The 25,217-nt window shown below is 64.5% G+C and carries 28 protein-coding genes and 4 tRNA genes; 11 read left to right on the forward strand and 21 right to left on the reverse strand.

Annotated features, from left to right (window positions below; genetic code table 11):
* Window positions 1–23: 23 nt before the first annotated feature.
* The 9 genes from BLT26_RS10290 to msrB form a co-directional block, all read right to left on the reverse strand.
* Window positions 24–797, reverse strand: a complete 774-nt coding sequence (locus BLT26_RS10290) for an ABC transporter permease (RefSeq protein ID WP_091513136.1) — start codon at window positions 795–797, stop codon at window positions 24–26.
* The gene (locus BLT26_RS10295; protein ID WP_091513139.1) at window positions 797–1,729 is read right to left on the reverse strand and encodes an ABC transporter ATP-binding protein; all 933 of its coding nucleotides are present in this window, start codon (window positions 1,727–1,729) and stop codon (window positions 797–799) included. Before BLT26_RS10295 ends, BLT26_RS10290 begins: the two co-directional genes overlap by 1 nt.
* Before the next feature lie 117 nt (window positions 1,730–1,846).
* Window positions 1,847–3,211: a patatin-like phospholipase family protein gene (locus BLT26_RS10300; RefSeq protein WP_091513144.1), complete on the reverse strand. Its 1,365-nt coding sequence runs from the start codon at window positions 3,209–3,211 to the stop codon at window positions 1,847–1,849.
* 259 nt (window positions 3,212–3,470) lie between these two features.
* A tRNA-Gly gene (locus tag BLT26_RS10305) sits at window positions 3,471–3,546 on the reverse strand.
* A gap of 40 nt (window positions 3,547–3,586) precedes the next feature.
* Window positions 3,587–3,662, reverse strand: a tRNA-Glu gene (locus BLT26_RS10310).
* 117 nt (window positions 3,663–3,779) lie between these two features.
* Window positions 3,780–3,855, reverse strand: a tRNA-Gly gene (locus BLT26_RS10315).
* A 2-nt stretch (window positions 3,856–3,857) separates the two neighbouring features.
* A tRNA-Glu gene (locus BLT26_RS10320) sits at window positions 3,858–3,933 on the reverse strand.
* 161 nt (window positions 3,934–4,094) lie between these two features.
* Window positions 4,095–4,850 carry a DUF1499 domain-containing protein gene (locus BLT26_RS10325; RefSeq protein WP_091513148.1) on the reverse strand — a complete coding sequence of 252 codons (756 nt, stop codon included), beginning with the start codon at window positions 4,848–4,850 and terminating at the stop codon, window positions 4,095–4,097.
* 2 nt (window positions 4,851–4,852) lie between these two features.
* Window positions 4,853–5,269, reverse strand: coding sequence for a peptide-methionine (R)-S-oxide reductase MsrB (msrB, locus tag BLT26_RS10330; protein WP_425435280.1), 417 nt, complete (start codon window positions 5,267–5,269; stop codon window positions 4,853–4,855).
* A 46-nt stretch (window positions 5,270–5,315) separates the two neighbouring features.
* On the opposite strand from msrB, the gene BLT26_RS10335 reads away from it, so the two are divergent.
* Both BLT26_RS10335 and BLT26_RS10340 read left to right on the forward strand, forming a co-directional pair.
* The gene (locus BLT26_RS10335; RefSeq protein ID WP_091513155.1) at window positions 5,316–6,530 is read left to right on the forward strand and encodes a pyridoxal phosphate-dependent aminotransferase; all 1,215 of its coding nucleotides are present in this window, start codon (window positions 5,316–5,318) and stop codon (window positions 6,528–6,530) included.
* 14 nt (window positions 6,531–6,544) lie between these two features.
* Window positions 6,545–6,943 (forward strand): hypothetical protein, encoded by a 399-nt coding sequence (locus tag BLT26_RS10340; RefSeq protein ID WP_091513158.1) that lies wholly within the window; start codon window positions 6,545–6,547, stop codon window positions 6,941–6,943.
* A gap of 80 nt (window positions 6,944–7,023) precedes the next feature.
* Here the strand turns inward: BLT26_RS10340 and BLT26_RS10345 are convergent, their stop codons facing one another.
* The 5 genes from BLT26_RS10345 to BLT26_RS10365 are packed head-to-tail and all read right to left on the reverse strand — an operon-like array spanning window position 7,024 to window position 11,762.
* A complete protein-coding gene (locus BLT26_RS10345) occupies window positions 7,024–7,986 on the reverse strand; it encodes a class I SAM-dependent methyltransferase (protein WP_091513162.1) in 963 nt (320 codons plus the stop codon).
* Complete coding sequence (locus tag BLT26_RS10350; protein ID WP_091513166.1) at window positions 7,983–9,122, reverse strand: ATP-NAD kinase family protein; 1,140 nt, start codon at window positions 9,120–9,122, stop codon at window positions 7,983–7,985. Before BLT26_RS10350 ends, BLT26_RS10345 begins: the two co-directional genes overlap by 4 nt.
* Window positions 9,119–10,246 (reverse strand): 4-phosphoerythronate dehydrogenase, encoded by a 1,128-nt coding sequence (locus BLT26_RS10355; RefSeq protein WP_245720671.1) that lies wholly within the window; start codon window positions 10,244–10,246, stop codon window positions 9,119–9,121. Before BLT26_RS10355 ends, BLT26_RS10350 begins: the two co-directional genes overlap by 4 nt.
* Window positions 10,243–11,184 (reverse strand): 5'-3' exonuclease, encoded by a 942-nt coding sequence (locus BLT26_RS10360; protein ID WP_091513170.1) that lies wholly within the window; start codon window positions 11,182–11,184, stop codon window positions 10,243–10,245. Before BLT26_RS10360 ends, BLT26_RS10355 begins: the two co-directional genes overlap by 4 nt.
* Window positions 11,181–11,762: an elongation factor P hydroxylase gene (locus BLT26_RS10365; RefSeq protein WP_245720672.1), complete on the reverse strand. Its 582-nt coding sequence runs from the start codon at window positions 11,760–11,762 to the stop codon at window positions 11,181–11,183. The genes BLT26_RS10360 and BLT26_RS10365 overlap by 4 nt, the downstream gene beginning before the upstream one ends.
* Window positions 11,763–12,055: 293 nt before the next feature.
* On the opposite strand from BLT26_RS10365, the gene BLT26_RS10370 reads away from it, so the two are divergent.
* Window positions 12,056–12,742, forward strand: coding sequence for a hypothetical protein (locus BLT26_RS10370; RefSeq protein WP_091513177.1), 687 nt, complete (start codon window positions 12,056–12,058; stop codon window positions 12,740–12,742).
* 41 nt (window positions 12,743–12,783) lie between these two features.
* Here the strand turns inward: BLT26_RS10370 and tusA are convergent, their stop codons facing one another.
* Complete coding sequence (gene tusA / locus BLT26_RS10375; RefSeq protein ID WP_091513181.1) at window positions 12,784–13,014, reverse strand: sulfurtransferase TusA; 231 nt, start codon at window positions 13,012–13,014, stop codon at window positions 12,784–12,786.
* 139 nt (window positions 13,015–13,153) lie between these two features.
* Between tusA and BLT26_RS10380 the strand changes: the two genes are divergently transcribed.
* A complete protein-coding gene (locus BLT26_RS10380; RefSeq protein WP_091513185.1) occupies window positions 13,154–13,441 on the forward strand; it encodes an antibiotic biosynthesis monooxygenase family protein in 288 nt (95 codons plus the stop codon).
* Here BLT26_RS10380 and BLT26_RS10385 read toward each other — a convergent pair.
* The 4 genes from BLT26_RS10385 to BLT26_RS10400 all read right to left on the reverse strand — a co-directional run bounded on the left by BLT26_RS10385 (window position 13,416) and on the right by BLT26_RS10400 (window position 15,646).
* Entirely contained in the window at window positions 13,416–14,063 is a 648-nt protein-coding gene (locus BLT26_RS10385) for an alpha/beta family hydrolase (protein WP_091513190.1), read from the reverse strand. The two genes, BLT26_RS10380 and BLT26_RS10385, sit on opposite strands and share 26 nt — an antisense overlap.
* Window positions 14,053–14,277: a YheU family protein gene (locus tag BLT26_RS10390; protein ID WP_091513194.1), complete on the reverse strand. Its 225-nt coding sequence runs from the start codon at window positions 14,275–14,277 to the stop codon at window positions 14,053–14,055. Before BLT26_RS10390 ends, BLT26_RS10385 begins: the two co-directional genes overlap by 11 nt.
* 69 nt (window positions 14,278–14,346) lie before the next feature.
* Window positions 14,347–15,300: a class I SAM-dependent methyltransferase gene (locus tag BLT26_RS10395; protein WP_245720673.1), complete on the reverse strand. Its 954-nt coding sequence runs from the start codon at window positions 15,298–15,300 to the stop codon at window positions 14,347–14,349.
* A gap of 40 nt (window positions 15,301–15,340) precedes the next feature.
* Window positions 15,341–15,646, reverse strand: coding sequence for an MTH1187 family thiamine-binding protein (locus BLT26_RS10400; protein WP_245720674.1), 306 nt, complete (start codon window positions 15,644–15,646; stop codon window positions 15,341–15,343).
* A gap of 179 nt (window positions 15,647–15,825) precedes the next feature.
* On the opposite strand from BLT26_RS10400, the gene BLT26_RS10405 reads away from it, so the two are divergent.
* The 4 genes from BLT26_RS10405 to mnmC all read left to right on the forward strand — a co-directional run bounded on the left by BLT26_RS10405 (window position 15,826) and on the right by mnmC (window position 19,476).
* The gene (locus tag BLT26_RS10405) at window positions 15,826–16,356 is read left to right on the forward strand and encodes a glycine cleavage system transcriptional repressor (RefSeq protein WP_091513197.1); all 531 of its coding nucleotides are present in this window, start codon (window positions 15,826–15,828) and stop codon (window positions 16,354–16,356) included.
* 107 nt (window positions 16,357–16,463) lie between these two features.
* Window positions 16,464–16,928, forward strand: a complete 465-nt coding sequence (gene trmL, locus BLT26_RS10410; RefSeq protein ID WP_091513201.1) for a tRNA (uridine(34)/cytosine(34)/5-carboxymethylaminomethyluridine(34)-2'-O)-methyltransferase TrmL — start codon at window positions 16,464–16,466, stop codon at window positions 16,926–16,928.
* A gap of 17 nt (window positions 16,929–16,945) precedes the next feature.
* Entirely contained in the window at window positions 16,946–17,470 is a 525-nt protein-coding gene (gene fldB, locus BLT26_RS10415) for a flavodoxin FldB (RefSeq protein ID WP_091513205.1), read from the forward strand.
* Complete coding sequence (gene mnmC, locus BLT26_RS10420) at window positions 17,467–19,476, forward strand: bifunctional tRNA (5-methylaminomethyl-2-thiouridine)(34)-methyltransferase MnmC2/FAD-dependent 5-carboxymethylaminomethyl-2-thiouridine(34) oxidoreductase MnmC1 (RefSeq protein WP_091513208.1); 2,010 nt, start codon at window positions 17,467–17,469, stop codon at window positions 19,474–19,476. The genes fldB and mnmC overlap by 4 nt, the downstream gene beginning before the upstream one ends.
* Before the next feature lie 18 nt (window positions 19,477–19,494).
* On the opposite strand, the gene BLT26_RS10425 is transcribed toward mnmC, so the two are convergent.
* Complete coding sequence (locus BLT26_RS10425; protein WP_091513211.1) at window positions 19,495–20,163, reverse strand: DUF502 domain-containing protein; 669 nt, start codon at window positions 20,161–20,163, stop codon at window positions 19,495–19,497.
* A 12-nt stretch (window positions 20,164–20,175) separates the two neighbouring features.
* On the opposite strand from BLT26_RS10425, the gene BLT26_RS10430 reads away from it, so the two are divergent.
* Window positions 20,176–20,961: a glutaminyl-peptide cyclotransferase gene (locus BLT26_RS10430; protein WP_091513215.1), complete on the forward strand. Its 786-nt coding sequence runs from the start codon at window positions 20,176–20,178 to the stop codon at window positions 20,959–20,961.
* A gap of 29 nt (window positions 20,962–20,990) precedes the next feature.
* Here the strand turns inward: BLT26_RS10430 and BLT26_RS10435 are convergent, their stop codons facing one another.
* Window positions 20,991–21,413 carry a hypothetical protein gene (locus BLT26_RS10435; protein ID WP_139169494.1) on the reverse strand — a complete coding sequence of 141 codons (423 nt, stop codon included), beginning with the start codon at window positions 21,411–21,413 and terminating at the stop codon, window positions 20,991–20,993.
* 175 nt (window positions 21,414–21,588) lie between these two features.
* Here BLT26_RS10435 and recQ point away from each other — a divergent pair, with 175 nt between their 5' ends.
* Complete coding sequence (gene recQ / locus BLT26_RS10440; RefSeq protein ID WP_091513223.1) at window positions 21,589–23,412, forward strand: DNA helicase RecQ; 1,824 nt, start codon at window positions 21,589–21,591, stop codon at window positions 23,410–23,412.
* Window positions 23,413–23,638: 226 nt separating this feature from the next.
* Window positions 23,639–25,135, forward strand: coding sequence for a CoA-acylating methylmalonate-semialdehyde dehydrogenase (locus tag BLT26_RS10445; protein WP_091513226.1), 1,497 nt, complete (start codon window positions 23,639–23,641; stop codon window positions 25,133–25,135).
* Window positions 25,136–25,217: the final 82 nt, after the last annotated feature.

A 25,217-nucleotide genomic window follows, 5' to 3' on the forward strand; every position in this document is an offset into this window, starting at 1 on the left:
GTGCGGTTACTTGCCGGGGTTGGTTAGTGACGCAGCCGCTTGCCGTGGCTCATCAGGTGCAGGCCCCAGCCAAACAGTAGTGCGATAAAGACCAGAACACCAACAAACGCCCAGGCGACATTGATGTCGGACACGCCGAGCACGCCGTAGCGGAAGGCGTTGACCATGTACAGCACCGGGTTCAGCTTCGACAGTCCCTGCCAGAAGGGCGACAGCAGTTCGATCGAGTAAAACACCCCGCCCAGGTAGGTCAGCGGCGTCAGCACGAACGTCGGGATAATGGAAATATCGTCAAAGCTGTTGGCAAAGATGGCGTTGATGAACCCCGCCAGCGAAAACAGGACCGCGGCACAGAATACGATGGCCACCGTCAGCCCCAGGTGCTGCACATCGAGGTCGGTGAAGAACAACGCGATCAGCGTGACCACAAAGCCGACAATCAGCCCGCGGGAGACGCCGCCCAGCACGTAACCGGCCATGATGATCCAGTTGGGAGTGGGCGAGACCAGCAGCTCCTCCACGTTGCGCTGGAACTTGGCGCTATAAAAGGACGACGCCACGTTGGAATAGGAATTGGTGATAACCGCCATCATGATCAGGCCCGGCACCACGAATTCCATATAGCTGAAGCCGCCCATCTCACCGATGCGGCTGCCGATCAGCGAGCCGAAAATCACGAAATACAGCGACATGGTAATCACCGGTGGCACCAGGGTCTGGGGCCAGATGCGGGTAAAGCGGCGCACTTCCCGACGCAGGATAGTGGCAAACGAGGTCCATACGGCAGACGACATCATTACTCCTCTCCCTCCTGCCTTTCCTCGGCGAGGAGTGACACAAACAACTCCTCCAGCCGGTTGGCGCGGTTGCGCATGCTCACTACCGCCACACCCTGCTCTCCCAGCCGCGTGAACAGGTCATTGAGGGACTGGCCCTTCTCCACTGTCACCTCGAGGCTGTTCTCGTCCAGCAGCCGCCCCTCGAAGCCGCCGAGATCCGGGCACTGGTCGAGGGTCTCGCGCACATCCAGGATAAACACCTCCCGGTTCAGGGTTTTCAGCAGTGCGCGGACGGATGTGTTCTCGACGATATCGCCCTTGTCGATGATGGCGATATTGCGGCACAGGCTCTCTGCCTCTTCCAGGTAGTGGGTGGTGAGGATGATGGTGGTGCCCTGCGAGTTTATCTCCTGCAGGAATGTCCACATGGAGCGGCGCAACTCGATGTCCACGCCGGCGGTGGGCTCATCCAGGATCAGCAGTTTCGGCTCGTGGATCAGCGCGCGCGCGATCATCAACCGGCGCTTCATACCGCCAGAAAGCATCCGCGCCTGGGTGCTGCGCTTGTCCCACAGACCCAGCTGTTTCAGGTACTTCTCGGTGCGCTCTTCCGCCAGTTTGCGCGGCATACCGTAGAAACCGCCCTGGGTGCAGACGATGTCGTACACCTTCTCGAACTGGCTGAAGTTGAATTCCTGCGGGACTACCCCGAGCAGTCGCTTTGCCGCGGCGAAGTCCCGGTCGATATCGATCCCGAAGATGGAGACGCTGCCACCAGTCTTGCGCACGAGGGAGCAGATAATACCGATGGTGGTGGACTTGCCGGCACCATTGGGGCCGAGCAGGGCAAAGAAGTCGCCCGGCTGCACATCAAAGCTGATGCCCTTGAGGGCCTGGAAACCATTGTCGTAGGTTTTTTCGAGATTGCGGATGGAAAGCGCGGCTGTCATTACTTCCTCCAGACGATGAGGGCGCTTATTCAACGCGCTTACGCCACATATTGCAACCGGACAAACAGTGCGGTTATACGCAGCGAACCGGCTTCGCCCTGCCCCACCGGCGAACGATCATTCCAGTCCCTGGACCAGCTCTACGAAATCCTGGTATGCACCGGACTGGGCCAGCAGCTCCCTGCCCGCGGCGATCAACCGGTCCACCTCGGTATCTGTCAACCTGAAACTGGTGCCGATATTGTTGAGGAACTTCCGCTCCTCACTGTTGCGCACGCGGTCGAAACTCACCTCCACGAAGTTGAACGTATGCGGCCGCTCGGGCGTCGAGTTATCCCTCGCCCATTGCTCGAAGATCTTGCGGGTGATCAGGATGGTGTCGTCGCTGAAGCGGGCGATCTGGCTACCGCTGACACTGCTGATAACCTCGAGCAGCGGCGGGGAATCGGGAGTATGCGCCCAGTCCCGGTGGGGATGGGAATTGGCATTGACCAGTATCACCAGTACATGGCGGGCATCGACATGGGGCAGCAGCCGGGCATCCACCGACGGATCCCGGGTCAGCGCCATGGTGCGGTAGTAGCTGCGCAAGCCCAGATTGTCAGAAATCCCTCCGTCCACCAGATGCAGCCAGGGCCGCCGGTCCCGGTCCAGATAGCCCTCCAGGTTGCGCGCGGCCACTTTTTGTGAAGTCAGCTCTTCCGAGGCAAGTGCGACGTCTACCCAACGGGGCTGCTGGAAGCCGCAGGTACTTGCGTAGCTCTGTATCGCGATGGGGGAAAATACCACCGGTACCGCCGAAGACGCCGCCACCGCCCGGGACAGCGGGTAGCGCGAGAGGTCCACACAGAAAAGGTCGAACATCTCCTGGATGAAAGGCACCCGCACACCGCTGGTGAGATCCGTGCTGTTGATTACCACCCAGGGCGAGTCCGGCCTCGTCAGCGCCCCAAGGGGGGCGTCGTCGAACAGCAGCTCGTCGTAATATTCCGCCGCCAGGTCAGCGCGCCCAAAGGTGGGGCTGGCGAGTCGCTGCCAGTTGGAAGGGGCGAGCGTCCGCCGCACCAGCTCGGCCTGAACGTCCCTGCGCAGGAAGCGCTCCTCAAAGTCCAGAAAGATGCGCCGGCCATAGAGGCCGTAGTAGGCGGCGGTGAAGCTGCCGCCGGAGACGGACGAGATCACGTCCACCTCCTGCAGCATGGTGCGCACGCCGCGACTGGTACGAATCCGTGTACGGTCGAGCTCCTGCAGCACACCGTAAGACAGCGCAGCCGCCCTGGTGCCACCGCCAGAAAACGCCAGCAACACAGCGATCTCCGGGGATCGGTCGCGAGCCATCATTTCCCGCACCCGGGCGTTGCGCTCCGGCGACCACTCTGCCAGTGGCGCCGCCTGCTCCGGCAGGTAAGAGCAGCCCGCCGCCAGGGCCATCAGTACTGTCACTAGCAGCCGCCACACCTCACCGCACCTGATTCCGCTCACTGTCGCGCTCGCCCTCCCTGGGTCCGCTGCCACCCGGCAGCCTTGTCCGGCCGCAAGTATAGGTGGCTGGCCGGCCTCACGAAGCCGGCCCGGCGGGAGCAGACATCACCGGAGGCGGCAAGGGTGACGTGAACCTGGGGGAACCCAGGCCCAAGCATTGCCGGCGTTACAATGGCAATGGGTGGCGCGAGGCGAAGAAGTGATGAATATGATGGTGTCGCAGGCAATAAAAAAGCCGCTCAGTGAGCGGCTTTTTATCTGGAGCGGGAAACCGGGTTCGAACCGGCGACCTCAACCTTGGCAAGGTTGCGCTCTACCAACTGAGCTATTCCCGCGATCCTGTGTCGCGGGGTTGCCGAAGCAACCCCGCTGCATTGGCATCCCCAAGGGGAGTCGAACCCCTGTTACCGCCGTGAAAGGGCGGTGTCCTAGGCCTCTAGACGATGGGGACAGAAAACTTGCACTTGGCGTTACGCCTCGCGCTACCACACTGTCGTGGCATTGCCTCGGTTGCCCTCGGCATACTTCGCACCGACACGATATTGCACCACATCGTCACGAAAGAAACTGGAGCGGGAAACCGGGTTCGAACCGGCGACCTCAACCTTGGCAAGGTTGCGCTCTACCAACTGAGCTATTCCCGCAATGGCGTCCCCTAGGGGAGTCGAACCCCTGTTACCGCCGTGAAAGGGCGGTGTCCTAGGCCTCTAGACGAAGGGGACCCGGATCTCCTTCCTCAGCTGGCGTCTCAGTGATCCGCTGTGCTTCAGAAGTGGGGCGCATTCTATGGAGCACCCGGTAAGCTGTCAACACCCGATCGAAAAAAAATTCCTGTTTTTTTCTTTTATAGTCAGGCACTTACCCGACTCACAGGTTCGCGCCCCTACCGCTCCCGTTCCAGTGACAATTCCTCCAGTTCGGTCAGGAACCGGCGGATGCGCTCGGCGTTGGCCCCCAGGTCACTGACACCCACGCGGGAGCTGGAGCGGACATCCACCCGCGAGCCACCGTCCTGCGTGGTCACCCTCACCACCACATCGTCACGGAACCCCAGCAAGGGGGTGCGGTCGACAGCCTCCAGGTGCCCTGCCCGGTCGTCCCGCGCCACTATTCTCCAGCCCAGGTCTTTTGCGGCCTCGGCCGCCATTGCGGTCACCTCTGCGACCGACTGGTCCAGCTCCAGCGGGCGGATATCCTCGTAGATATCGGCTTCCCGCTGCTGCCGTGCCACCTGCTCGCCATCGTACCGCGCGCTGTTGTCGCCCTCCTCCCGCAACGCCAGCACCGCGCGGTAGCGGGGCGGGTTTTCGAGGTCGGTGGTGATATCGTGGATCGGCGGAACGCTGAAATTGTCCCTGCCCACGGTGAGCAGTGGCACCGCCACCGGCAGCAGCCCCAGGACCACTGCCCACAGGGCGGCGGTGCGGGTCGCCGGCTGGCGCTTCACCAACCCCCAGATAAAGACCAGCATACTGGCCAGTGCCACACCGAGCATTCCCAGCCCCGCGTACTTGAATACCTGGAACACCGGCCGGAAGTGCGCCAGGTCCAGCCGCAGGGCCAGGCCGGCCACAAGGATGGTCCCGACCAGTACCAGCTGGGCCCGGACCAGCCAGCCACTCCAGTGGGTTGCGCCCATATTCAGCTCCCCTCTTCCTCCTCGCTCTCCGGATGCAGCCTGACCGACAGCGAATTCACGCAGTAGCGCAGGCCGGTTTCGGTGGGTCCGTCCGGAAACACGTGCCCAAGATGGGAGCCGCAATTCGCGCAGAGGATCTCCGTGCGCCGCATTCCCAGTGAATTATCCGGGCGCTCTTCCACGGCACTACTATGGGCCGCCGTATCAAAGCTCGGCCAGCCGCAGCCGGCATCGAACTTGGAGTCGGAATGGAATAACAGCTCGCCACAGCAGCGGCAGCGGTACGTGCCGTCCTCGAAGCAGTCCCAGTATTCCCCGGAAAAGGGACGCTCGGTGCCGGCCTCGCGGCACACGCGAAACTCTTCGTCGGTCAGGCGTTCGCGCCAGTAGTTATCGTCTTTCTCTTTTGACATACTCACAGTCCCCGTTTACCGCAGTAGCAAAGCAAGAGTCACCACACCTACCATGAAGGACATCCTCAAATCGGAAAAGCTGCACGGCGTCTGTTACGAAATCCGCGGCCCCGTGATGGAGCACGCCTATCGGATGGAAGAGGAAGGCCACCGGATCCTGAAGCTGAATATCGGCAATCCGGCACCCTTCGGTTTCGACGCACCCGATGAAATTATCCAGGATGTCATTCACAACCTGTCACTTGCCCAGGGCTATGTGGAATCCAAGGGCCTGTTCGCCGCCCGCAAGGCCATCATGCAGGAGTGCCAGACCCATGGCATCCAGGGCGTCGATATCGATGATATCTACCTCGGCAACGGTGTCTCCGAGCTGATCACCATGGCCACCCAGGCTCTGCTCAACAACGGCGACGAGCTGCTGCTGCCCATGCCCAACTACCCGCTGTGGATGGCTGCCACCAATCTGACCGGGGCCAGCCCGGTGCTGTACCGGTGCGATGAGCAGGCGGACTGGATGCCCGATATCGACGATATAAAGGCAAAGATAACACCGCGTACCCGGGGAATTGTAGTCATCAATCCCAATAACCCCACCGGGGCGGTCTATTCGCGGGAGCTGCTGGAGGAGATTGTCGAGCTGGCACGCCAGCACGACCTGGTGATCTTTGCCGACGAGATCTACAGCAAGATTCTCTACGATGATACCGAGTTCACCCCCATGGCCAGACTCGCGGAAGACGTGCTGTGCCTGAGTTTCAACGGCCTGTCCAAGTCATACCGCCTGGCCGGGTTCCGCTCGGGCTGGATGATCGTCAGCGGCGCCAAGCACCGCGCCCGGGGCTTTATCGAGGGTATGGACATTCTTTCGTCCATGCGCCTGTGCGGCAATGTACCCGCCATGTTCGCCGTGCAGACCGCGCTGGGCGGCTACCAGAGCATCAATGACCTGGTCCTGCCCGGCGGGCGCCTGCGCGAGCAGCGCGACATGGCCTGGCGCATGCTGAACGACATCCCGGGTGTCAGCTGCGTCAAGCCGAAGGGCGCCATTTACCTGTTCCCCCGCCTGCACCTGGACCGGCACCGCATCGAGGACGACGAGCGCCTGGTGCTGGACTTCCTGCGCCAGGAGAAGATCCTGCTGGTACAGGGCAGCGCCTTCCACTGGGACGCTCCCGACCACCTTCGCATCGTCTTCCTGCCCCGTGCCGACGAGCTGGCAGATGCCGTGGGCCGGCTGGGCAACTTCCTTGAGCGTTACTCGGCGTAACCGGGATTCCCGAGATGCTGGACGACCTGCACATACACGACTTTTATCGCGATGCCGCCCGGATACTGCTGGCGCTGTTCAACCAGTTCCCGGCCCCGGCGACGGTATATGTGGAAGATATTGCCGGGCCGGATACCCCGGATGAATTCGGCCTGCATTCCCCGCGGCACCTGGCCTGCCTGGGTGCAATGACCTGGCTGAAGCACAGCGGCTATATCCATTTCAGCCAGCTGGTCCGTCAGGAGGCGGTGGAGGAAGCCGCCCTTACCCACAGCGCCTTCCTGCTGCTGATACAGCGCGACCGGGATGGGGTCAGCAATGCCCAGCGCCTGGACCAAATAGTGCGCGGTGGCTCATCGCCGCAGGTGCAGGAACTGGTGGAGCACCTGATGCACGAGATGGCGCGGCTCTGATGCGCACACTTTCCTGAACCACCCAATGCCTGACCGGCTCCCCGCCACCAGGCCCGGCCCGGCCCGCTACCGGGAAAGGCTCAGCGGCGAAAACGCACGTGCAGCATTTTCAGCGCTGCGTCGGGATCCCGGTCGGGGAAATCCGGGTTCTGCGGCAGCCGCGCCACCACCTCGAAGCGCCGGTCGGCACCCTCGATCATCTCCCGGAACAGCTGCTCGCTGTGGCGGGGTGAGTTCATTACCAGCAGCAGGTCCGCCTCGTCGGCGAGGCAGGTAGGCAGCAACGGCAACAGTTTCTCGTAGTGCTCGTTGACATCGAAGCGCCCCTTCTGCCGGGTGGGCGGATCCACCACCGCCAGCTGGAAGGGGCCGCGCCGGTCAAAGCGGTCGAATTCACGCAGGGCATCCATCTTCAGGAACTGGATGCCCTTCTGCGGCAGGTCGTTGAAGGCGTGGTTCTCCCGCCCGCGCTTGAGCACGCCCCCGTTCAGGTCCACGTTAACCACCTTCAGCTCGCCGCAGGCCCGCGCCACCACCGAAAATGCGCAGGTGAACGCAAACAGGTTGAGCATCTTCAGGTCGGTGCCGGCCTCCAGGTGCGCGCGCACCTGTCGCTCGAGCCACTGGCGGCCCGGCTCGATATCGAGAAAGAAACCCACGTTCTGGCGGGCGAATGTCAGGGGAAATTTCAGCTCGCCGCGCCTGGCCACCGGCGCCGGCACCGGCTGGCCGCAGGGCCACTCCACCGGGGCGCCCTGCAGGTAGCGACGCTGGACGGCCACGCCCTGGTACGCGTACGGCCGGGCGATCTCCCACAGTTTCGCACACAGCCCGTCCTCGCCCTCGTGCGGCTCGAAAAAGGTCACCAGCAGCGCGGGGTGGAAGCTGTCCACACACACCTGCTCCAGACCCGGCCAGCAGCGGCCCCGACCGTGGAACAGGCGGCGGCTGTCCGGGACGCCCTGCCCCTGCTCGTCCGCGGACTGTTGCTTTAATTTCTCCGCGACCAGCTCCAGCAGCGGTTCCCAGTCAGTCTCACTCACTCGAAATCTCCATTGCTGAGCGGGTACAGGATGGCATCCCGGTAGCCGGTGATTACCCGGATAAAACCGCTCCACTCCTCATCGAGCGCCGCATCGCCGCTGTCCACCAGTAGCGGCCGGCCACCCAGCTCGGTTATCTTGGTCTTGGTAGCCACCACCACCAGGTTCTCGCGGCCTACCGCGCGCAGCACCGCCGGCGTCAGCTGCTGGTTGCCGCGGCCGATGAGGTGGCCCTGGCCACCGATGGCCGTGAGGATGATCTTCACCGGCCCTTCGTGGTCGGCAATGGCCTGCTCGATGTCCGGCGCCCCTACATCTGCCCGAACCAGTTCGCCATCGCGCAGCAGGTCCACCCCCAGCAGGGTACCCTCGCAGCCCACCTCCCTGAGTACTGCCAGGGTGGTGGAGCCGGGCCCGACGATGTAGAGGGTGTCCGGGTCCATCTCTTCGACCACCTCGGCGGCGATATCGGCCACCGCCAGCTCCTCCACCTCGCGGCCCGCGTTCTTCACTGCCTGCAGGAAATGCCCCTCTTCCGGGACCAGCAATTCGCCGTAATGGCGGGTACTGACGCGCCCCTCGCGGAAGGACCTCTCGTCGATATCGCGCACCTCGCGCTGGTAGAGGTCCACCAGTTGCGCATTCAACAGGCGCCGCAGCACCTCGCCGCCCGCGCGTGGCGAGATGGCAAAGCAGGCAGAGTGCATTTTCACCCCGGCGGGAATACCCAGCACGGGGAAGTGATCGCCGAGCGCATTGACCATATTGCGGGCGGTACCGTCGCCGCCGACGAACACGATCAGGTCGGCACCGCTGGCGCGGATCGCCCGGGCTGCGCGTTCGCTGTCCGCGGGCGTGGAGGGATCCGACGCGGCCTCGCCCACCACTGTCACCGTAAGGCCCGCGGCGCGCGCGACATTCGCGCCCATATCGCCGGCGAAGCAGAGGATCTGCACCCGGTCGCGGAACTCCGCCAGTGGTGCCAGGGCGGTGGCGGCGCGCTGCTGCGCGCGGGGCTCAATACCCGCCTCCAGCGCGCGCTGCACCGTCTCGGCGCCGTCGCTACCCTTGAGCCCGGCCGGACCGCCAACGCCCGACCATGGATTGATTACCAGTCCCAGTTTTGTCAGCTTCACAGCAATCCCAGTACTGCCAGTTGGCGCCGCTCGGCCTCACCGAGCCCGGCGTCTTGAATATGAAAATGAGAGAATTCCAGCCGCTCCGGATACTCCTTGCGCAGCCGGTCGAAGCCCTGCGCCATGGGCTCGGAGCCCGCTGCCGCCCTCTCGGCCGCGGCGCGCAGGCGCAGGTCGTCTGCACGGGGATCATAGGCCTGCAGGAGGAGCCCGGCCATGGCCGCAAACCCCTGCCCTTCGGTCGACAGCGGGAGCGCTGGTGCGCCGTCGGCAGTCGCTTCGTCCGGCGCCGAGCTGCCGAGAAACCGGTCGAGCGCCGCACGCACCATGCGTGTCCCGGCCAGCTTCCCGTCCATGCTGTAGCCGGCAATATGGGGGGTGCCGATATCCACCAGCTGCAGGAGATCCAGGTCAATATCCGGCTCGTTCTCCCATACATCCAGCACCGTGGCCGGGCCGTCGCCATCCTGCAGGCGGGCCCGCAGCGCCCGGTTGTCCACCACCGCCCCGCGGCCGGCGCTCACCAGCACGGCATCGTCGCGCAGCAGCGCTATTTCGTCCGGCCCCAGCAGGTGGTGGCTGGGATGCGGCCCACCGCCCACCAGTGGTGCGTGCAGGCACACCACATCCCGCTCCAGGACGGTGTGCAGCGAGGCGGAGTCGGGGTTATCCGGCAGCCAGGGGTCGTAGACCGCGCACTCGATGTCGAGGGAATGCAGGCGGCGCTGCAACAGCCCGCCCACATTGCCACAGCCGACGATGCCAAAGCTGCGCCGGCGCCAGTCGACGCCCAGGGCCGCCAGCGCGCAGAACACGTATTCCACCACGGAATTGGCGTTGCAGCCCGGTGCCGCGCTCCAGGCCACGCCGTGCTTTTCCATCCAGTCGATATCCAGGTGGTCGGTGCCGATGGTGCAACTGCCGACGAAGCGCACCGGCGAGCCGGACAGCAGCTCGCCGTTCACCTCGGTCACGGAACGCACCAGCAGGATGTCTGCACCTACCAGCTGGGAGGCCTTGAGATTGCGCCCGGCCACCCGGGTGATCTCGCCCAGATCGCCGAAGCACTCCTCCACGGCGGGAATATTCTCGTCGGCGACGATACTCAGCGGTCGCTCGCTCACACTGCCTCTCCTGTGTCCGTGGCCGCACAGTCCCGTGCGGCGGTAATCCGCCCGATTTTAGCGCCCAGGCCGCCAATGCCGAACTCCTTTGCCAGCGCCCGGGCCGCTTCGGTGTCTGCGCCCTGCCACAGCAGCTGTTCCGCGCCGGCGCCGAGCGGCACCCGCTCGTCGAGCGCGGCCAGGCGACGGGCCAGGCGGATCTGGCCCTCGTGCTCGGCCAGCTTCAGCGCCAGCCCCCTCGCGCCGCGCAGTGGCAGCGTTGCGACCCGGGCGGGATCCTCCAGTATCGCCTCAACATTCCCGAAGTGGGCCAGCAGCCCCGCCGCGGTCTTCGGCCCAACGCCGGGCACCCCGGGGATGTCGTCGCTGGCGTCGCCCACCAGGGCGAGGAAGTCGGCGATCTGTCCCGGCGCCACACCGAACTTGGCCCGGATTGCTGCCTCGTCCAGGTGCCGGTCGCCGGCAAAGTCCCACAGAGATATCGCACCTCGGTCCAGGAGCTGGCCCAGGTCCTTGTCCCGACTGACGATCACCGGCCGGTGATCGCAGCAGGCGCGCGTCAGGGTGGCGAGGATATCATCTGCCTCGTAGCGCTGGCTGGAGAAGCTGGCGATGCCAAGAACCTCGGCCATTTGCCGGCAAGCCGCCAGCTGATAGGCCAGCGCCTCGTCCGGCAGCGCGCGGCTGCACTTGTAGTCGGGGTAGATCTCGTTGCGAAAGCAGCTTCCCAGTGACTCGTCGAAGGCGCAGGCGATGCGGGCCGGGGCCAGCGCCAGCAGGTCGAGCAGGAAATTGCTGAAACCGTAGACCGCCTCGGTGCTGTAGCCGTCGCGACTGCTCCAGTTGGGCGGCAGGGCGAAGTAGTAGCGGAAGATATAGACCGAGGCATCAACCAGCAATGTGCTGCCCCGGGGGCCCCCGCCCGGAAAAGTGCTCACGATAGCTGCTCCAGGCGATAGAGGGACTCGTTGAACGGATCCGGTCGGGCGAACCCCTGGGCCAGCGCCCGGGCGAACAGTCCTGCCCGCCCGTTCACGCCCTCGCGGCAGAAGGCCCGCGCCTGCAGCCAGATATTGCGCCTGAAAGCCTCGCTCGGGCCCAGGCCGCTCTCAAGGTTGTCTGCACTGACCCGGAATCGCAGGCCGCAGGCGCGGGCGAAAATCCATTCCAGTGCCTGGGGCTGCACCTCCACCTGCTCGAACAGGGCCTGCTGGAACTCAGTGCGGCCATCGGGCGCATACCAGTAGCCATAGTCCGGCAGCAACCGGCGGGCCGGTCCCGCCACACACCAGTGAGCCACCTCGTGCAGGGCGCTGGCGGGATAGTCGCGGGTGAATTCGATCCGGTGATAGGGAAACTCCGCACCTGCCGGCCGGTAATAAGGCTCCTCCGCCCCGCCACACAGGCGGGTGTTCTCGCCTTCCGGTGCGGAAAAGCACCGGTCGAAGACAGTGACGATCCGCCGTGCGGCGGGATCAGTCACGGCAACTGCATCGACAACAGGCTGGGCGGACAAGGGCGGCTCCATGGTCAGGTGAACAGAAAAGCGGCGGACTATAGCAACCGCGCGGCGCGGCGCAACCCCGCGCGGCACCGGTGGCAATAGCCGCAAAGTCTAAAGGAGCGCCAGGCGGGGTCAAATGGCTCTATCGCCGGCGAACGTCGCCTGTTGTATTTAGGGGGGCCAGCATATACCTTTAGTTGCAGGGACTCCGGAAACGGCGCCCGCCGACCCCGGGGTCCTGCATGGGGGGAACAAGTAGTAAAATGCCCTCCGGCACCACAACCGGCCCTGCAAGGAGGTGCTCCATGACCGACCACAGCTATTCCAACGTGGTTGACCTCTTCACCGGCGAGCCGATCGAGACTTCCGCCAACAGGCGCTTTATCCGCCTGTCGCCGGAGCTGGACGGCCTGGAAATGCTCTACTCCAATACCTCAAGCGGCTCTGACCTCTACAGCCTTAAAATCCTCTGCTGGGGCCTCCGGGCAAACGGGGAGATTGTCGGCCTCGTACCCTGGCTGAATTCCATTGTACCCTGTCCCGAAATCAAGGATCCCCTGGACGGGCGCTTCGAGGGCTACTACGACCCGGGTATCGAGGAGATCTTCCACGAGCCCCCCATCCACAAGATCGTCGAGCTGGAGACTGCGGCGGAGTATTTCGAGTACGAGAGCAACAAGGCCGACGAGGTGATGCAGGAAATCCCCGACACCATCGGCACCCACGGGGTATTCATGGATGAGCAGCGCGAGAACCTGACGCTTACGGAAGTGGTCAGCTGGCGGCTGTATGCCAGCGGCGAGATTCACGGCATGCTCATCGACCACGACAGTGTGGTGACCACACCGGTACTGCCGGGGGACAGGTGCCTCTACCCGGCGCAGGAAGCGGAGGACTTCCGCTATTTCTTCCAGCACCATATTGCCAACAAGATCAAGGCCGAGGACCCCGAGGCCCTGGCTGCTATCGCGGCCCTGGTGACCGGGCCTTAAAACTGCTCACGCGGGCGATCTGCCGATCGCCCGCGCCGGGCCTAGCCGGCCTTCCTGATCCAGTAGGTGAACTCGTCGTTCTCTTCCCTGTGGTCCACCAGTTCATAGCCGAGGAACTGGCAGAACTTGGGTACATCCCGCTGGGTGGACGGATCGGTGGCGATAACCTGCAGTATTTCGCCCGGCGCGACCTTGCGCACTGCGGCGTGCAGCATCATGACGGGCTCCGGGCACAGCAGGCCGCGGGCATCGAGAGTGTGATCTGACTTCATGGCGCTATTGTCCGGAATTTACCGGGGGACGTCACCTGCAATTTTGCCCACCTCCCCGGCCAATATGCCCGGCCTGCAGTGCCGTGGCCGGGGTAGAATCCGGGGTTGCCTGGCCTGACTGGCATACCGAGAGTAAGAGATGATCTACGTATTGATCGAGCGACATATTGCCGAGGACATGCGCAGCACCTATGAAGAGGCGGCGCGCAAACTGCTCACCCACGCCTACCGCACCGTCGGGTTTATCGAGGGGCATACCTACCAGTCCAAGGACGACCCGCTGAGGCGCTTTACCCTCTCCAAGTGGCAGTCGGAGATCCACTGGCAACACTGGTACACCAGCGAGGACCGCCGCGCGCAGATGTCACTACTGGGACCGCTGCTCTCCGAGCCCGAGCGCATCACGATTCTCGAGAGCGCAGAATAAACCCCGCCGCGGCCGCAGCCGCGGACTGCCAGTGCTGCTCCCGGGTGAAACCGCTCGCCCGGCGAGGCTTGAAGTCGTGATCACCATCCTCAAGCCAGTGCAGCCGGATCGCCGGCGACAGGGCATAGGCTTCCACCTCTTCCCTGTTCCCCAGCGGGTCCCGCGTCCCCTGCACGACCAGGGCAGGACAACCCAGCTCCGCCAGGTGCGCGGTGCGCAGCTTCTCCGGCTTGCCACGCGGGTGGAACGGATAGCCGAAACAGACCAGCCCGGCGACAGCCCCCTTTCCGAAATACTCGTCCGCCAGCAGGCTCGCCGCGCGCCCGCCCATGGACTTGCCGCCGATAAACAGCGGCAGCCCGGGTTTGCGCGCCTGCGCCAGCACCTCGCGGAAGTATTCCAGCAACTGCGGCATCGGGTTTGGGGGCCGCCGGCTGCCTCCCGTGCGCCGCTGCGCCATATAGGGAAACTCGAAGCGCAGCACCTCGATCCCGCGCTCCGCCAGCGCGGCACTGATTGCCGCCATGAACTCGCTGTCCATGGCCGCACCCGCACCGTGGGCGAACAGGAAGCGGGCCTCCGGTTCCCCCGGCGGGGAGTCCACAAGGAAGTCAGGCGTCATCCGGCAGGTCCCTTGCGAGCAGCAGGTTGATGGACTCGTCGCCGGGCTCAAACCAGATCACCACCTCGCCCGACTGCAACTGGCGTCGGAGGCTGGCCACCTTGTCCGCCAGGCTTACCTCGCGCTCGCCATAGTCGGTACCATCGCGGGTGGCGTACTCCTCGAGCAGGTTCTGCAGGGTAGCGGGATCGAGCTGCTGGTGGGGAACAATCATGTAGGGGATATTTTATTACTGCGGTTGGAAATGAAGCCGGCACCGGGAGGCCCGGTGCCGGCAGCGTGGTTACTCGGCGGGCTTGCGGAAGCGCAGGGTCATGCGGTCGCTCTCGCCAATGGACTGGTACTTCTCGCGGTCCTCGTCGCCCAGGCGCAGGGACGGCGGCAGGGTCCAGACTCCCTTGGGATGATCCGCGGTGTCTTTCGGGTTGGCATTGATTTCGCTTGCTTCTTCCAGCTCGAAGCCGGCCTTTTCAGCGAGTTCCACCACGTAATCCTGGGTCACGTAACCGCTTTTCACCATGTCCTCACGGCTGGTGCCCGGCTTGGCCCGGTGCTCGACCACGCCCAGGATACCGCCCGGCTTGAGCACGGCGAAAAAGCTCTTGAAGGCGTTTTCCTCGTTGCCGCGGCTCATCCAGTTATGCACATTGCGGAAAGTCACCACGGCATCGGCACTGCCCTCGGGTGCGATTTGTGAGCCGTCAGCGGGATCGAATTCCGTCAGCTTGACCGCGCCGTATGCGTCGCTGTCGCCCTGCAGTTTCTCCTCGAAAGCCTTGCGTGATTTCTGGAAGTATCCGCTCTCGGACTCTGCCGGGAAGTGCGCGGCATAGAGAGTACCGGACTCCTGCAGGTAAGGCGCCAGGATCTCGGTGTACCAGCCGCCGCCCGGCCAGATCTCCACCACGGTCATGCCCGGCTCGATGCCCATGAACTCGAGCGTCTCGGCGGGATGGCGGTACTGGTCGCGAGCCTTATATTCCGGCGTGCGGTGATCGCCCTCGATCACTGCCACGAACTCGCCATTACCGCTCTCCGCCCGCTGCTGGCCGTTCGCTCCGGCATCGCTACCCGTGCCGTTTTCCATGCCGTTTTCTGCAGCGGCACTTTCAGCGGCCTGCGTGTCCTGGGTGCCTGCCTCCTGAACCCCGGTGCCCTCTTTTTTCTCGGCACAGCCAATGCTGGCCAACACCAGTGCGGCACAGGCGATTCCCGCCGACAAGTTCTTTATTTTCATATACCCCCCTCCTGAGAGTGATTTCCTGTTGATGGCCGCCCTATCGGGCCAGCCTCGATTCCACACTGTCGAGTTTATCCTGTAAAGACTGCGGGCGATCGGTACGGGTTCCCAACTTTAGGCTGGTACTGATACGGGGCGCGCCCATCGCGTGGATCCGCTCATGGCAGCGTTTTACCGCCGCCATAACCTGGTCCCAGTCTCCCGCGATATTAGTGCCATAAGCATGCATCCGGTGCTCGAGCCCCGCCTCTTCCAGCACCCGCTGGCACTCCGCCACATATTCGCCGACAGATACACCGACGCCAATGGGAATTACGCAAAGGTCCGCGTGAACTTTCATCATGTCTGTCCCTTCATTGCAATCCGGCCGGCGACCTGCAAGGCTGGCTGTTATCAGTCACGCCTCCAGTCGCTACAATAGCTTCAGTGTAACCCGGCCAGCTACGCCATACTAAGTGTGCGGGCCGGCCCGCACCCGCTGCGACAGGCACAGGGTAACGAAGACAGCCAAAGGATTTCGCCATGCAACAGCACCTCGTCATTTCCCTTATCAGCGACGACAAGCCCGGCGTCGTAGAGAAGCTCTCGGCGGTAATCGCAGACAACGGGGGCAACTGGGAAGACAGCCGCATGGCGCACTTTGCCGGCAAGTTTGCCGGGATTCTGCGAGTCAGTGTGCCCAGCGATGCCTGCCAGCCCCTGAAGGACGCCCTCGGCGCCCTGTCCGCCGAGGGCTACAAGCTGCAGGTGGAGGAGGCCAGCGCCGTCTCTGCCGGCCCCGTACAGACACTGACCCTGAAGCTGGTGGGCAACGATCGCCCGGGTATCGTGCGGGAGATTTCCCGCGCCCTGGCTGCGCGAAATATCAACATGGAACAGCTGAACACCGGCTATGACAGCACGCCCTGGAGTGGTGAGCCGCTGTTTACGGCCGAATGCATCATCCAGGTAGCGAGCGACCTGGACCTGGATGGCCTGCAGGACGAGCTGGACGGTATCGCGGACGAGCTCGGGGTGGAAATCGACTGCGAAGAGATCGCCTCCCCCATGTAACTGTGAAATAATCCGCGACGCGAAGGGCCCGGCATCCCGGCGGGCCCACGACATGAGCCGGCCGCCGAAATGTCGGACCACCGAAATGCCGCCGAGCGCCCGCTGTAATGTTCAAGATAGTCCTGTACCAGCCCGAGATCGCCCCCAACACCGGTAACATAATCCGCCTGTGCGCCAACACAGGAGCGGAACTGCACCTGATTGAGCCGCTCGGGTTTGCCATGGACGACAAGCGCCTGCGACGCGCGGGACTCGACTACGGCGAGTACAGCCGCGTATCGCGCCACCAGGACTGGCAGGCTTTTACCGAGAGCGTACAGCCCGGCCGGGTGCTGGCGCTCTCTACCAAAGGCAGCCGCCGCCACACCGATATTGACTTCCGCGATGGCGACGCCATCGTGTTTGGCCCGGAAACCCGCGGCCTGCCGGAAGAATTCCTGGCGCGCACCGGGCCGGAACATACTTTGCGAATTCCCATGCGCCCGCAGAGCCGCAGCATCAACCTGTCGAATGCGGCGGCGATTGTCATCTACGAAGCCTGGCGACAGCTGGGTTTTGCCGGCGCCCAATAACACAGACCACCTATACCATGCTTGCACCCATCGGACTTTTTTACGGCTCCAGCACCTGCTATACCGAAATGGCCGCGGAAAAGATACGCGACCGTATCGGTGCGGAGTGGATCGACCTGCACAATGTGGCCGAGGACGATATAGCGCTCGCCCAGCAGTACGATTTCCTGATCTTCGGCATCCCCACCTGGGATTACGGCGAGCTGCAGGAAGACTGGGAAAACATCTGGGACGAGCTGGCGCAACTGGACCTTCACGGCAAGACGGTCGCCCTGTTCGGCCTCGGCGACCAGGAGGGCTACCCGCAGTGGTTCCAGGATGCCCTGGGCTACCTGCACGCCCAACTGGTAGCGCTGGGCGCCCGTGCCGTGGGCTACTGGTCGGCGGACGGCTACGAATTCGAGGAGTCCAAGGGACTGACCACCGACGGCAACCATTTCGTCGGCCTGGCCCTGGATGAGGAAAACGAATTCGACCTGAGCGATGACCGTATCGCGCGCTGGTGCACGCAGGTCATGCGCGAGTTCGGACTGCAACAGTGAGCGACTGGGACCCGGGCGCACACCCCCATGCGGAGATCGTCTGGCGCGACGATGGCCAGCCGCTATCGCAGGCTTTTGACGACGTCTACTTTTCCAGCGCCTCCGGGCTGGAGGAGAGCCGCTATGTGTTCCTGCAGCAAAACCGGCTGGCTGAACGCTGGCGGGAGCTGCCACCCGGGGCGCGCTTTGCCATCGGCGAGACTGGCTTCGGCACCGGGCTGAACTTCCTCGCCGCCTGGCAACTCTGGGACCAGACCGCCCCGGCGGATGCCCGGCTGCACTTTATCTCGGTGGAGAAATACCCGCTCCGCAGCCGCGACCTCTCCCGCGCGCTGTCGCTGTGGCCGGAACTCGCCCCCTTTTCTGAACAGCTGCTGGCCGCCTACCCGCCCCTGTTGGCCAGCGGGGTGCACCGGCTGTTGTTCGGGCGGGTCAGCCTGACCCTGGTGATCGGTGAGGCCAGTGGTGCGCTGCAGTCCCTGCGCCTGGAGGACAGCGCCCGCGACCGGCAGGTAGACGCCTGGTTCCTGGACGGTTTTGCGCCGGCAAAGAATCCCGCCATGTGGAGCAGCGACCTGTTCCAGGAAATCGCAACCCTCAGCCGCCCCGGCGCCAGCTTTGCCACCTTCACCTGCGCGGGCCTGGTCAAGCGGGGCCTGCAGGGGGTCGGCTTCGACATCGAAAAAGCCCCGGGCTTTGGCCACAAGCGGGAGATGCTGCGTGGCCAGCTCTCCGCCGCCCCCGAGGCTCCCACCCGGTTCGCCTATTCCACCACACCCTGGCACCTGCCGGGCCGCCCCGGCCGTGTGGTCCGGCGGGTGGCCGTAATCGGTGCCGGCATTTCCGGCGCGAGCGTGGCGCGGGCACTGGCGCAACGGGGCCTGCAGGTTTCGGTTTTCGAGCGCGGGCCACATGCCGGCGCCGGCGCGTCCGGCAATGACCAGGGTATCCTCTACGCAAAACTGTCACCCAAGCCGGGCCCAAACGGCGACTTCAACCTGCACGCGCTGCTGTTCGCACTGCGCTACTACCGCGAATTCTGCCCGGAGGCGTTCCACGCCTGCGGCATGCTGCAGCTGGCGCAGGACGAAAAGGAGGCAGCCCTGCAGGCACAGGTGGCCGAGAGGCTCCGCCACCAGGACGCCGGCGCGCTGGCCCGGCCAGTGGATGCCCGCGAGGCAAGCGAGCTGGCCGGGCTGCCGCTGGATTTCGGGGGGCTCTATTTCCCTGGTAGTGGCTGGCTGGAGCCACGCCGCGTCTGCGAGTCGCTGCTGCGCCATGACCGTATCCAGCTCTACTGCGACAGCGGGGTCGATGCACTTGAAGGCGGGGAGGATGGCTGGCAACTGCGCGTCGGCACCACGAATCACAGTGTCGATGCGGTGGTTGTCTGCAGCGCAACCGGCATGGCGCAGTTCGGCGAGACCGCCGCCCTGCCCCTGAATCCCATCCGCGGGCAGGTATCGCGCGCCGCCGCCGGGGAACATTCCCGGCGCCTGGCGAAGGTACTCTGTGGGGAGGGTTACCTGACACCGGCGGCCGATGACTGGCACAGCTTCGGCGCAACATTCAAGTTGCGCGAAACAGCAACTGAGACAAGGGAAACGGAGCACCGCGAGAACCTCGAGATGCTGGAAGCGATGCTCCCCCGTGTGGCCAGGGAATTCGCACCGCAGCACCTCGGCGGCCGCGCGGCGGTGCGCGCCGCCACGCCCGACTACCTGCCGCTGGCCGGCCCGGTGCCGGATTGGGAAGCATTGGAGGAGAGCTATGCCGGGCTGCGCAGGAACCGCAAGCAGCTGATCCCCCGCACCACGCCCTACCACCCGGGGCTGTTTGTGCTGGGCGGGCTGGGCTCCCGCGGTTTCACCTACGCCCCGCTGGCCGCAGAAGCGGTGACGGCATGGGTGACGGCGGAACCGATGCCACTGGATTCAGGCCTGGTCAGGGCCCTGCACCCCGCCCGCTTCGCCATCCGGGCGCTGGGCCGGAACCGCCGGCACTGACTCGCGGCCCCGGGCCCCTCAGGCCCCCTGGGGCTCCTTGCCGATTTCACTGGCCAGGGCGGTGTCGAGCGGAACGGTGCCCGCGGCCATCAGGGCGCCGCTGCCGGAGCCACAGGCGACGATGGATTTCATCGCCGCCTCCACGGTCACATGGGGCAGGAATTCCACACACTCCGGCGGCACATGAAAAACGAAACCCGAGGTCGGCACGGGCGCGGTGGGTACATACACCGTGTACTCCCCGCTGTCATGGTGGGAGGTCACGATGGCAGTCACGGAAAGCGGGTTGTCGGCCCCGTGGATACGCACCCGCGCCACCTGGCCCGACAGGACCCCCTCCCCGCCCCCGCCACCGATAAACTGGAGCACCAGGTCCTTGATGGTGTTGTAGCCGGGCGCCAGCCGCCCCAGCCACAGGTCGATATGCCGGTGCAGCCAGCGGCCGACGCTGGTCTTGACGATCAGGCCGATCAGGAAACAGGCGCCCAGGATCAGCGCTATTACCATCAGCCGGGCCACGGTATCCTTGAACTCTGTGTTCGCCTCCAGCCAGATGGCTGCAGGGGACACCAGTTCACTGACCTGCCCGAACAGCCACTGGAACAACAGCACCAGGATGGCGATGGGCAGCACCACGGCCAGTCCGCCGAGGAGCGTGAGGGTGAGAAATGTCTTTATTCTGGTCATAAGCTGATTCTGATGCGCAGACTGATCATTGTTTTGGCATTGGTGGCCGCCTGTGGGGCCAATGCCGCACAGGCGATACGCGAGGTCGGCTACGAGCTGCTCGAGCAGCGCGAGCGCCCCGGCGACCATTTTACCCAGGGATTGTACTTCGATGGGGAGCACTGGTGGGAGAGCAGCGGCCGCTACGGGCAGTCCTGGCTGGCCCGGTATAGCGACCCGGCCCGGCCGCCGGTGCGGAGGCAGTGGCTGGCACCCAATCGTTTTGCCGAGGGACTGGCGGTACTCGGTGACCGCCTCTTTCTGCTGACGTGGCGCGCCGGGGAGCTGCAGGTTTACCGCCGCGATGACCTGGCCCGGATTGCGACCCGCCACTACGCCGGTGAGGGGTGGGGGCTGACCACCGATGGCAAGTCCCTGATTATGAGCGACGGGAGCGACAAGCTCGCTTTCCGCGACCCGGATACCTTCGCGGTCTCCCGCCGGTTGCGGGTCCACGGTGGCGACGCAGACTGGTCGAACCTGAACGAGCTGGAGTATGCCCACGGGCTGGTGTGGGCCAATATCTGGCAGGACACCCGCATTATCGCCATCGACCCGGCCAGCGGGGAGGTCCGCGCCCAGGTGGACCTCGCCGGGTTACAACCGCGAGCCAGCGGCCCGGGTGCGGTCGCCAACGGCATTGCCTGGGACAGGGCCCGCGACGGGCTCTGGGTCACCGGCAAGTTGTGGCCGCGACTCTACCTGATCCGCCCTGCCGGCCTGGGATTTGGCGATCCCCGGGCCGGGGACGACCGGTAACCGGGATACATCCCCGGCTCCTCCCCGGCTCAGCCCCGGTAGTAATCGATCACCGTCAGCATGCCGCCGGCGCGGACGATATCCAGCGCCTCACCGGCAATCCGCAGGCGAAAGCCGTGCGAGCGGCGCTCCAGGGTGACCCCGGCAGCCTCCGGCACACCGCTGTATAACAGCGCATGATTGCCATCAGTGCCGGCCCACTGCACGCCCTCGACCTGCTCCATCCCCGGCATATCCAGCGTCAGGACCTCGAGGTCGAGCGGGAGTTGCAGCAGTTCTACCCGGGCGATACCGGAAGCGGTGGCGACGGAAAAAGCCAGCTGGTTTTCCGGCGCCGGCTGCCAGCCCAGGTGGGTATCGGCGAACGCCGACTGGACCAGGGTGTGAGGCTGGGAACTCATGCATCCTGCGAGGCTCCCCGCCAGTAACAACGCAACAATCACAGCGCGCATAGGCTTTTCCTTGTCTATGTCTGCGGGCGACCATTATAGACCGGCGCGATACTGCCAGAGATGCATATCCCGCCAACATTGTGATGCAGGTCCACCAGACTCAATAAACGACCGACTTAATGAAGCTGTCGGATGGCGGCGACGCAGGCCGTCCCATCGCGGTATACTCGCGCCCATGAGTACCCCAGCGCCCCCTTCTCCCCGCCATATCCTCGAACACACATTCGGCTACACGGCTTTCCGCGGTCCGCAGGAGGCGGTGATCAATACGCTGATGGCGGGCGGGGACGCGCTGGTGCTGATGCCCACCGGCGGTGGCAAGTCGCTCTGTTACCAGATACCCGCGCTGGCACGTCCCGGCTGCGGTGTGGTCGTATCTCCGCTTATCGCCCTGATGCAGGATCAGGTGGAATCCCTGCAGGCTGCCGGTGTCAGGGCGGCATTCCTAAATTCCTCCCTGCCCTACGACGAGGCACAGGACATAGAGGCGAGACTGCTGCACGGCGAGCTCGACCTGCTCTACCTGGCCCCGGAGCGACTGTTGCAGCCGCGCACCCTGTCCCTGTTGCAGCGCACACATATCTCCCTGTTTGCGATTGATGAAGCCCACTGCGTCTCCCAGTGGGGACATGACTTCCGCGCCGATTACCTGCACCTCAACTGCCTGCACGAGCAGTTTCCCAATGTTCCCCGCGTGGCGCTCACGGCCACCGCAGACCAGCGCACCCGGGAGGAAATTGCCCGGCGACTCGACCTGCAGCAGGCACAACACTTCGTCAGCAGCTTTGACCGGCCGAACATCTGCTACCGCATCGAGCAGAAAAACAACCCCCGCCGGCAACTGCTGCAGTTCCTGCAAAACGAGCACCAGCACAACGCAGGCGTGGTTTATTGCCTGTCGCGCAGCAAGGTGGAAAATACCGCCAGCTGGCTGTGTGAACAGGGTTTCACCGCCCTGCCCTACCACGCGGGACTGCCAGCAGAAGTGAGGGCAGAGCACCAGCGGCGCTTCCTGCGGGAAGAAGGCGTGATTGTGGTGGCAACCATCGCCTTTGGCATGGGCATCGACAAACCGGACGTCCGCTTCGTTGCCCACCTGGACCTGCCCAAGAGTGTCGAGGCCTACTACCAGGAAACCGGCCGCGCCGGTCGGGACGGCGAGCCCGCCACCGCCCTGCTTCTTTACGGGCTGGAGGACGTGGTCAAGCTGGGGCAGATGGCTGCGGGATCTGACGGCAGCGAAGAGCACAAGCGCGGCGAACGCTCCCGGCTCAATGCCATGCTGGGCCTGTGCGAAATCACCACCTGCCGGCGCCAGGCCCTGCTGCGCTACTTTGCCGAGGAACTGCCACAGCCGTGCGGCAACTGTGATACCTGCCTGGAACCGCCGCAGACCTGGGACGGTACCCAGGCTGCGGCCAAGCTGCTCTCCTGTGTCTACCGCACCGGGCAGCGCTTTGGCGCGGCCCACGTGATCGACGTGCTGCGCGGCAGCAACAGTGAGAAAATCCATCGCTTTGACCACCACCAGCTGTCCACCTGGGGTATCGGTGCGGAGCACAGCGCTGCGGAGTGGCGCGCAGTGGTACGCCAGCTGGTGGTGCGTGGCTTTCTCGAGGTGGATAGCGAGGGTTTTGGCGCGCTGAAATTGACCGAGGCCTGCCGCCCCCTCCTGCGTGGCGAGGAATCCATCCAGCTGCGCAAGATGCCCGCCGCGACAGCCCCGGCAGGCCGCCGGGCGCCAGCCACGGACATTCCCACGGGAGACCAGCCGCTATGGGAGGCCCTGCGCGCCTGTCGCAAGCGCCTGGCCGACGAGCTTGGCGTCCCGCCCTACGTGATTTTCCATGACGCCACACTGCGCGAGATGGCGGCCGCCCGCCCGCAAAGTGAACCGGCGTTGCTGGCTATTTCCGGCGTCGGGGACAGCAAGCTGGCCCGGTTTGGCGCCGCCTTCCTGGAGGTGCTGCGGGAATTCGATAACGTGCCAGCCGAATGATGGTTCTGGCCCCCGCAATTTCCGGCCCCGCCACAGGCACTTTTCCCCGCCGCCTGTCCCACCGCAATCCTGCCGATTTGACCTAAACTCGGCTCACCCCAGCCACAAAGATATCCCGGCGGCCGCCAGGTACCAGCGGCGTTACCAGCTGCGACCCAACAGGTCGCGGCGACGGACCACTTCCAGTGGGATCAATGCATACCGGATGTATCCGGGGAGGCAGACCATGCACATCATCGGCCACCTGATCGGCGGCAAGATCGTCAGCGGTATCGACCGGGAACAGGACATCATCAACCCCTCCACCAACAAGACCATCGCACGGGTGTCGCTGGCGAGCCGCAAGACGGTGGAAGAGGCCATTGCCGCAGCCGCTGCAGCCTACCCGGAGTGGCGAGATACCCCACCGCTCAAGCGGGCGCGCATCCTCTTTCGCCTGAAGAACCTCCTGGAGGAAAACGCGGACAAGATCTGCGCCCTGCTGACCCGGGAGCACGGCAAGGTACTCGGGGACGCCATGGGCGAACTCCAGCGCGGCATCGAGAACGTGGAATATGCCTGTGGCGCACCCGGCCTGCTGAAGGGCGAGCACAGTCGCAATGTGGGCCCCGCCATCGACAGCTGGAGCGAGTTCCAGCCCCTGGGTGTCTGTGCGGGAATCACCCCTTTCAATTTCCCGGTCATGCTGCCGCTGTGGATGTGGCCGATGGCAATCGCCTGCGGCAACACATTCGTGCTCAAACCGTCCGAGCGGGACCCTACCGCGGCGTTGTATATCGCCGAGCTAGGGCTGGAGGCGGGCGTGCCGGAAGGAGTGCTCAATGTGGTAAACGGCGACAGCGAGGCTGTGGATACGCTGCTGGCGGACCCACGCATCCAGGCGGTCAGCTTTGTCGGGTCCACGCCCGTGGCCGAGCATGTCTACACCAGCGGCACCGCCAGCCTCAAGCGTGTCCAGGCCCTGGGGGGCTCAAAAAACCACGCCATCGTCATGCCCGATGCCGATCTCGACAACGCCGCCACTGCGCTGATGGGGGCAGCCTACGGCTCCTGTGGTGAGCGCTGCATGGCGATCTCCGTGGTTGTCGCTGTCGGCGATGCCACTGCGGACGCGCTGGTGGGCAAGCTGCAGGAGCATATCGCCGGGCTGAAAGTCGGGGACGGCTTCGACAACAGCAGCGACATGGGCCCGCTGATCACGCGGGCCCACCTGGAGCGGGTAACGGATTACATCAACAGGGGGGTAGAGGAAGGCGCCGAGCTGGTGGTGGATGGCAGGGGCCTGACAGTGCCGGGGTTCGAGGAGGGCAATTATCTCGGTGCCTGCCTGTTCGATCGGGTAGAGCCGGGGATGGCCATCCACCTCGACGAGATCTTCGGCCCTGTGCTGTGTGTCATGCGCGTGGATTCGATGCAGCAGGCCATGGATATTATCGACGCCCACCAGTATGGCAACGGCACCTGTATCTTTACCCGCGACGGCGAGGCGGCACGCTATTTTTCCGACCACATCCGGATTGGCATGGTGGGCATCAATGTGCCGCTGCCGGTACCGGCGGCCTACCACAGTTTCGGGGGCTGGAAGAATTCACTGTTCGGCGACCTGGGCGCCTACGGGCCCGACTCGGTACGCTTCTATACGAAGCGCAAGACCGTCACCCAGCGCTGGCCAGGGGGCGGCGTGCGTGAGGGTGTGCAGTTCAGTTTCCCCGCCCATGACTGAGCCAAACAGGCGCCCGCAGGCCCACTTTTAGAGGAACGAAAACGAAAAAAGGCGCCGAAGCGCCTTTTTCCCGGTTGGGGCC

This window comes from Microbulbifer yueqingensis (genome assembly GCF_900100355.1).
Taxonomy (GTDB): domain Bacteria; phylum Pseudomonadota; class Gammaproteobacteria; order Pseudomonadales; family Cellvibrionaceae; genus Microbulbifer; species Microbulbifer yueqingensis.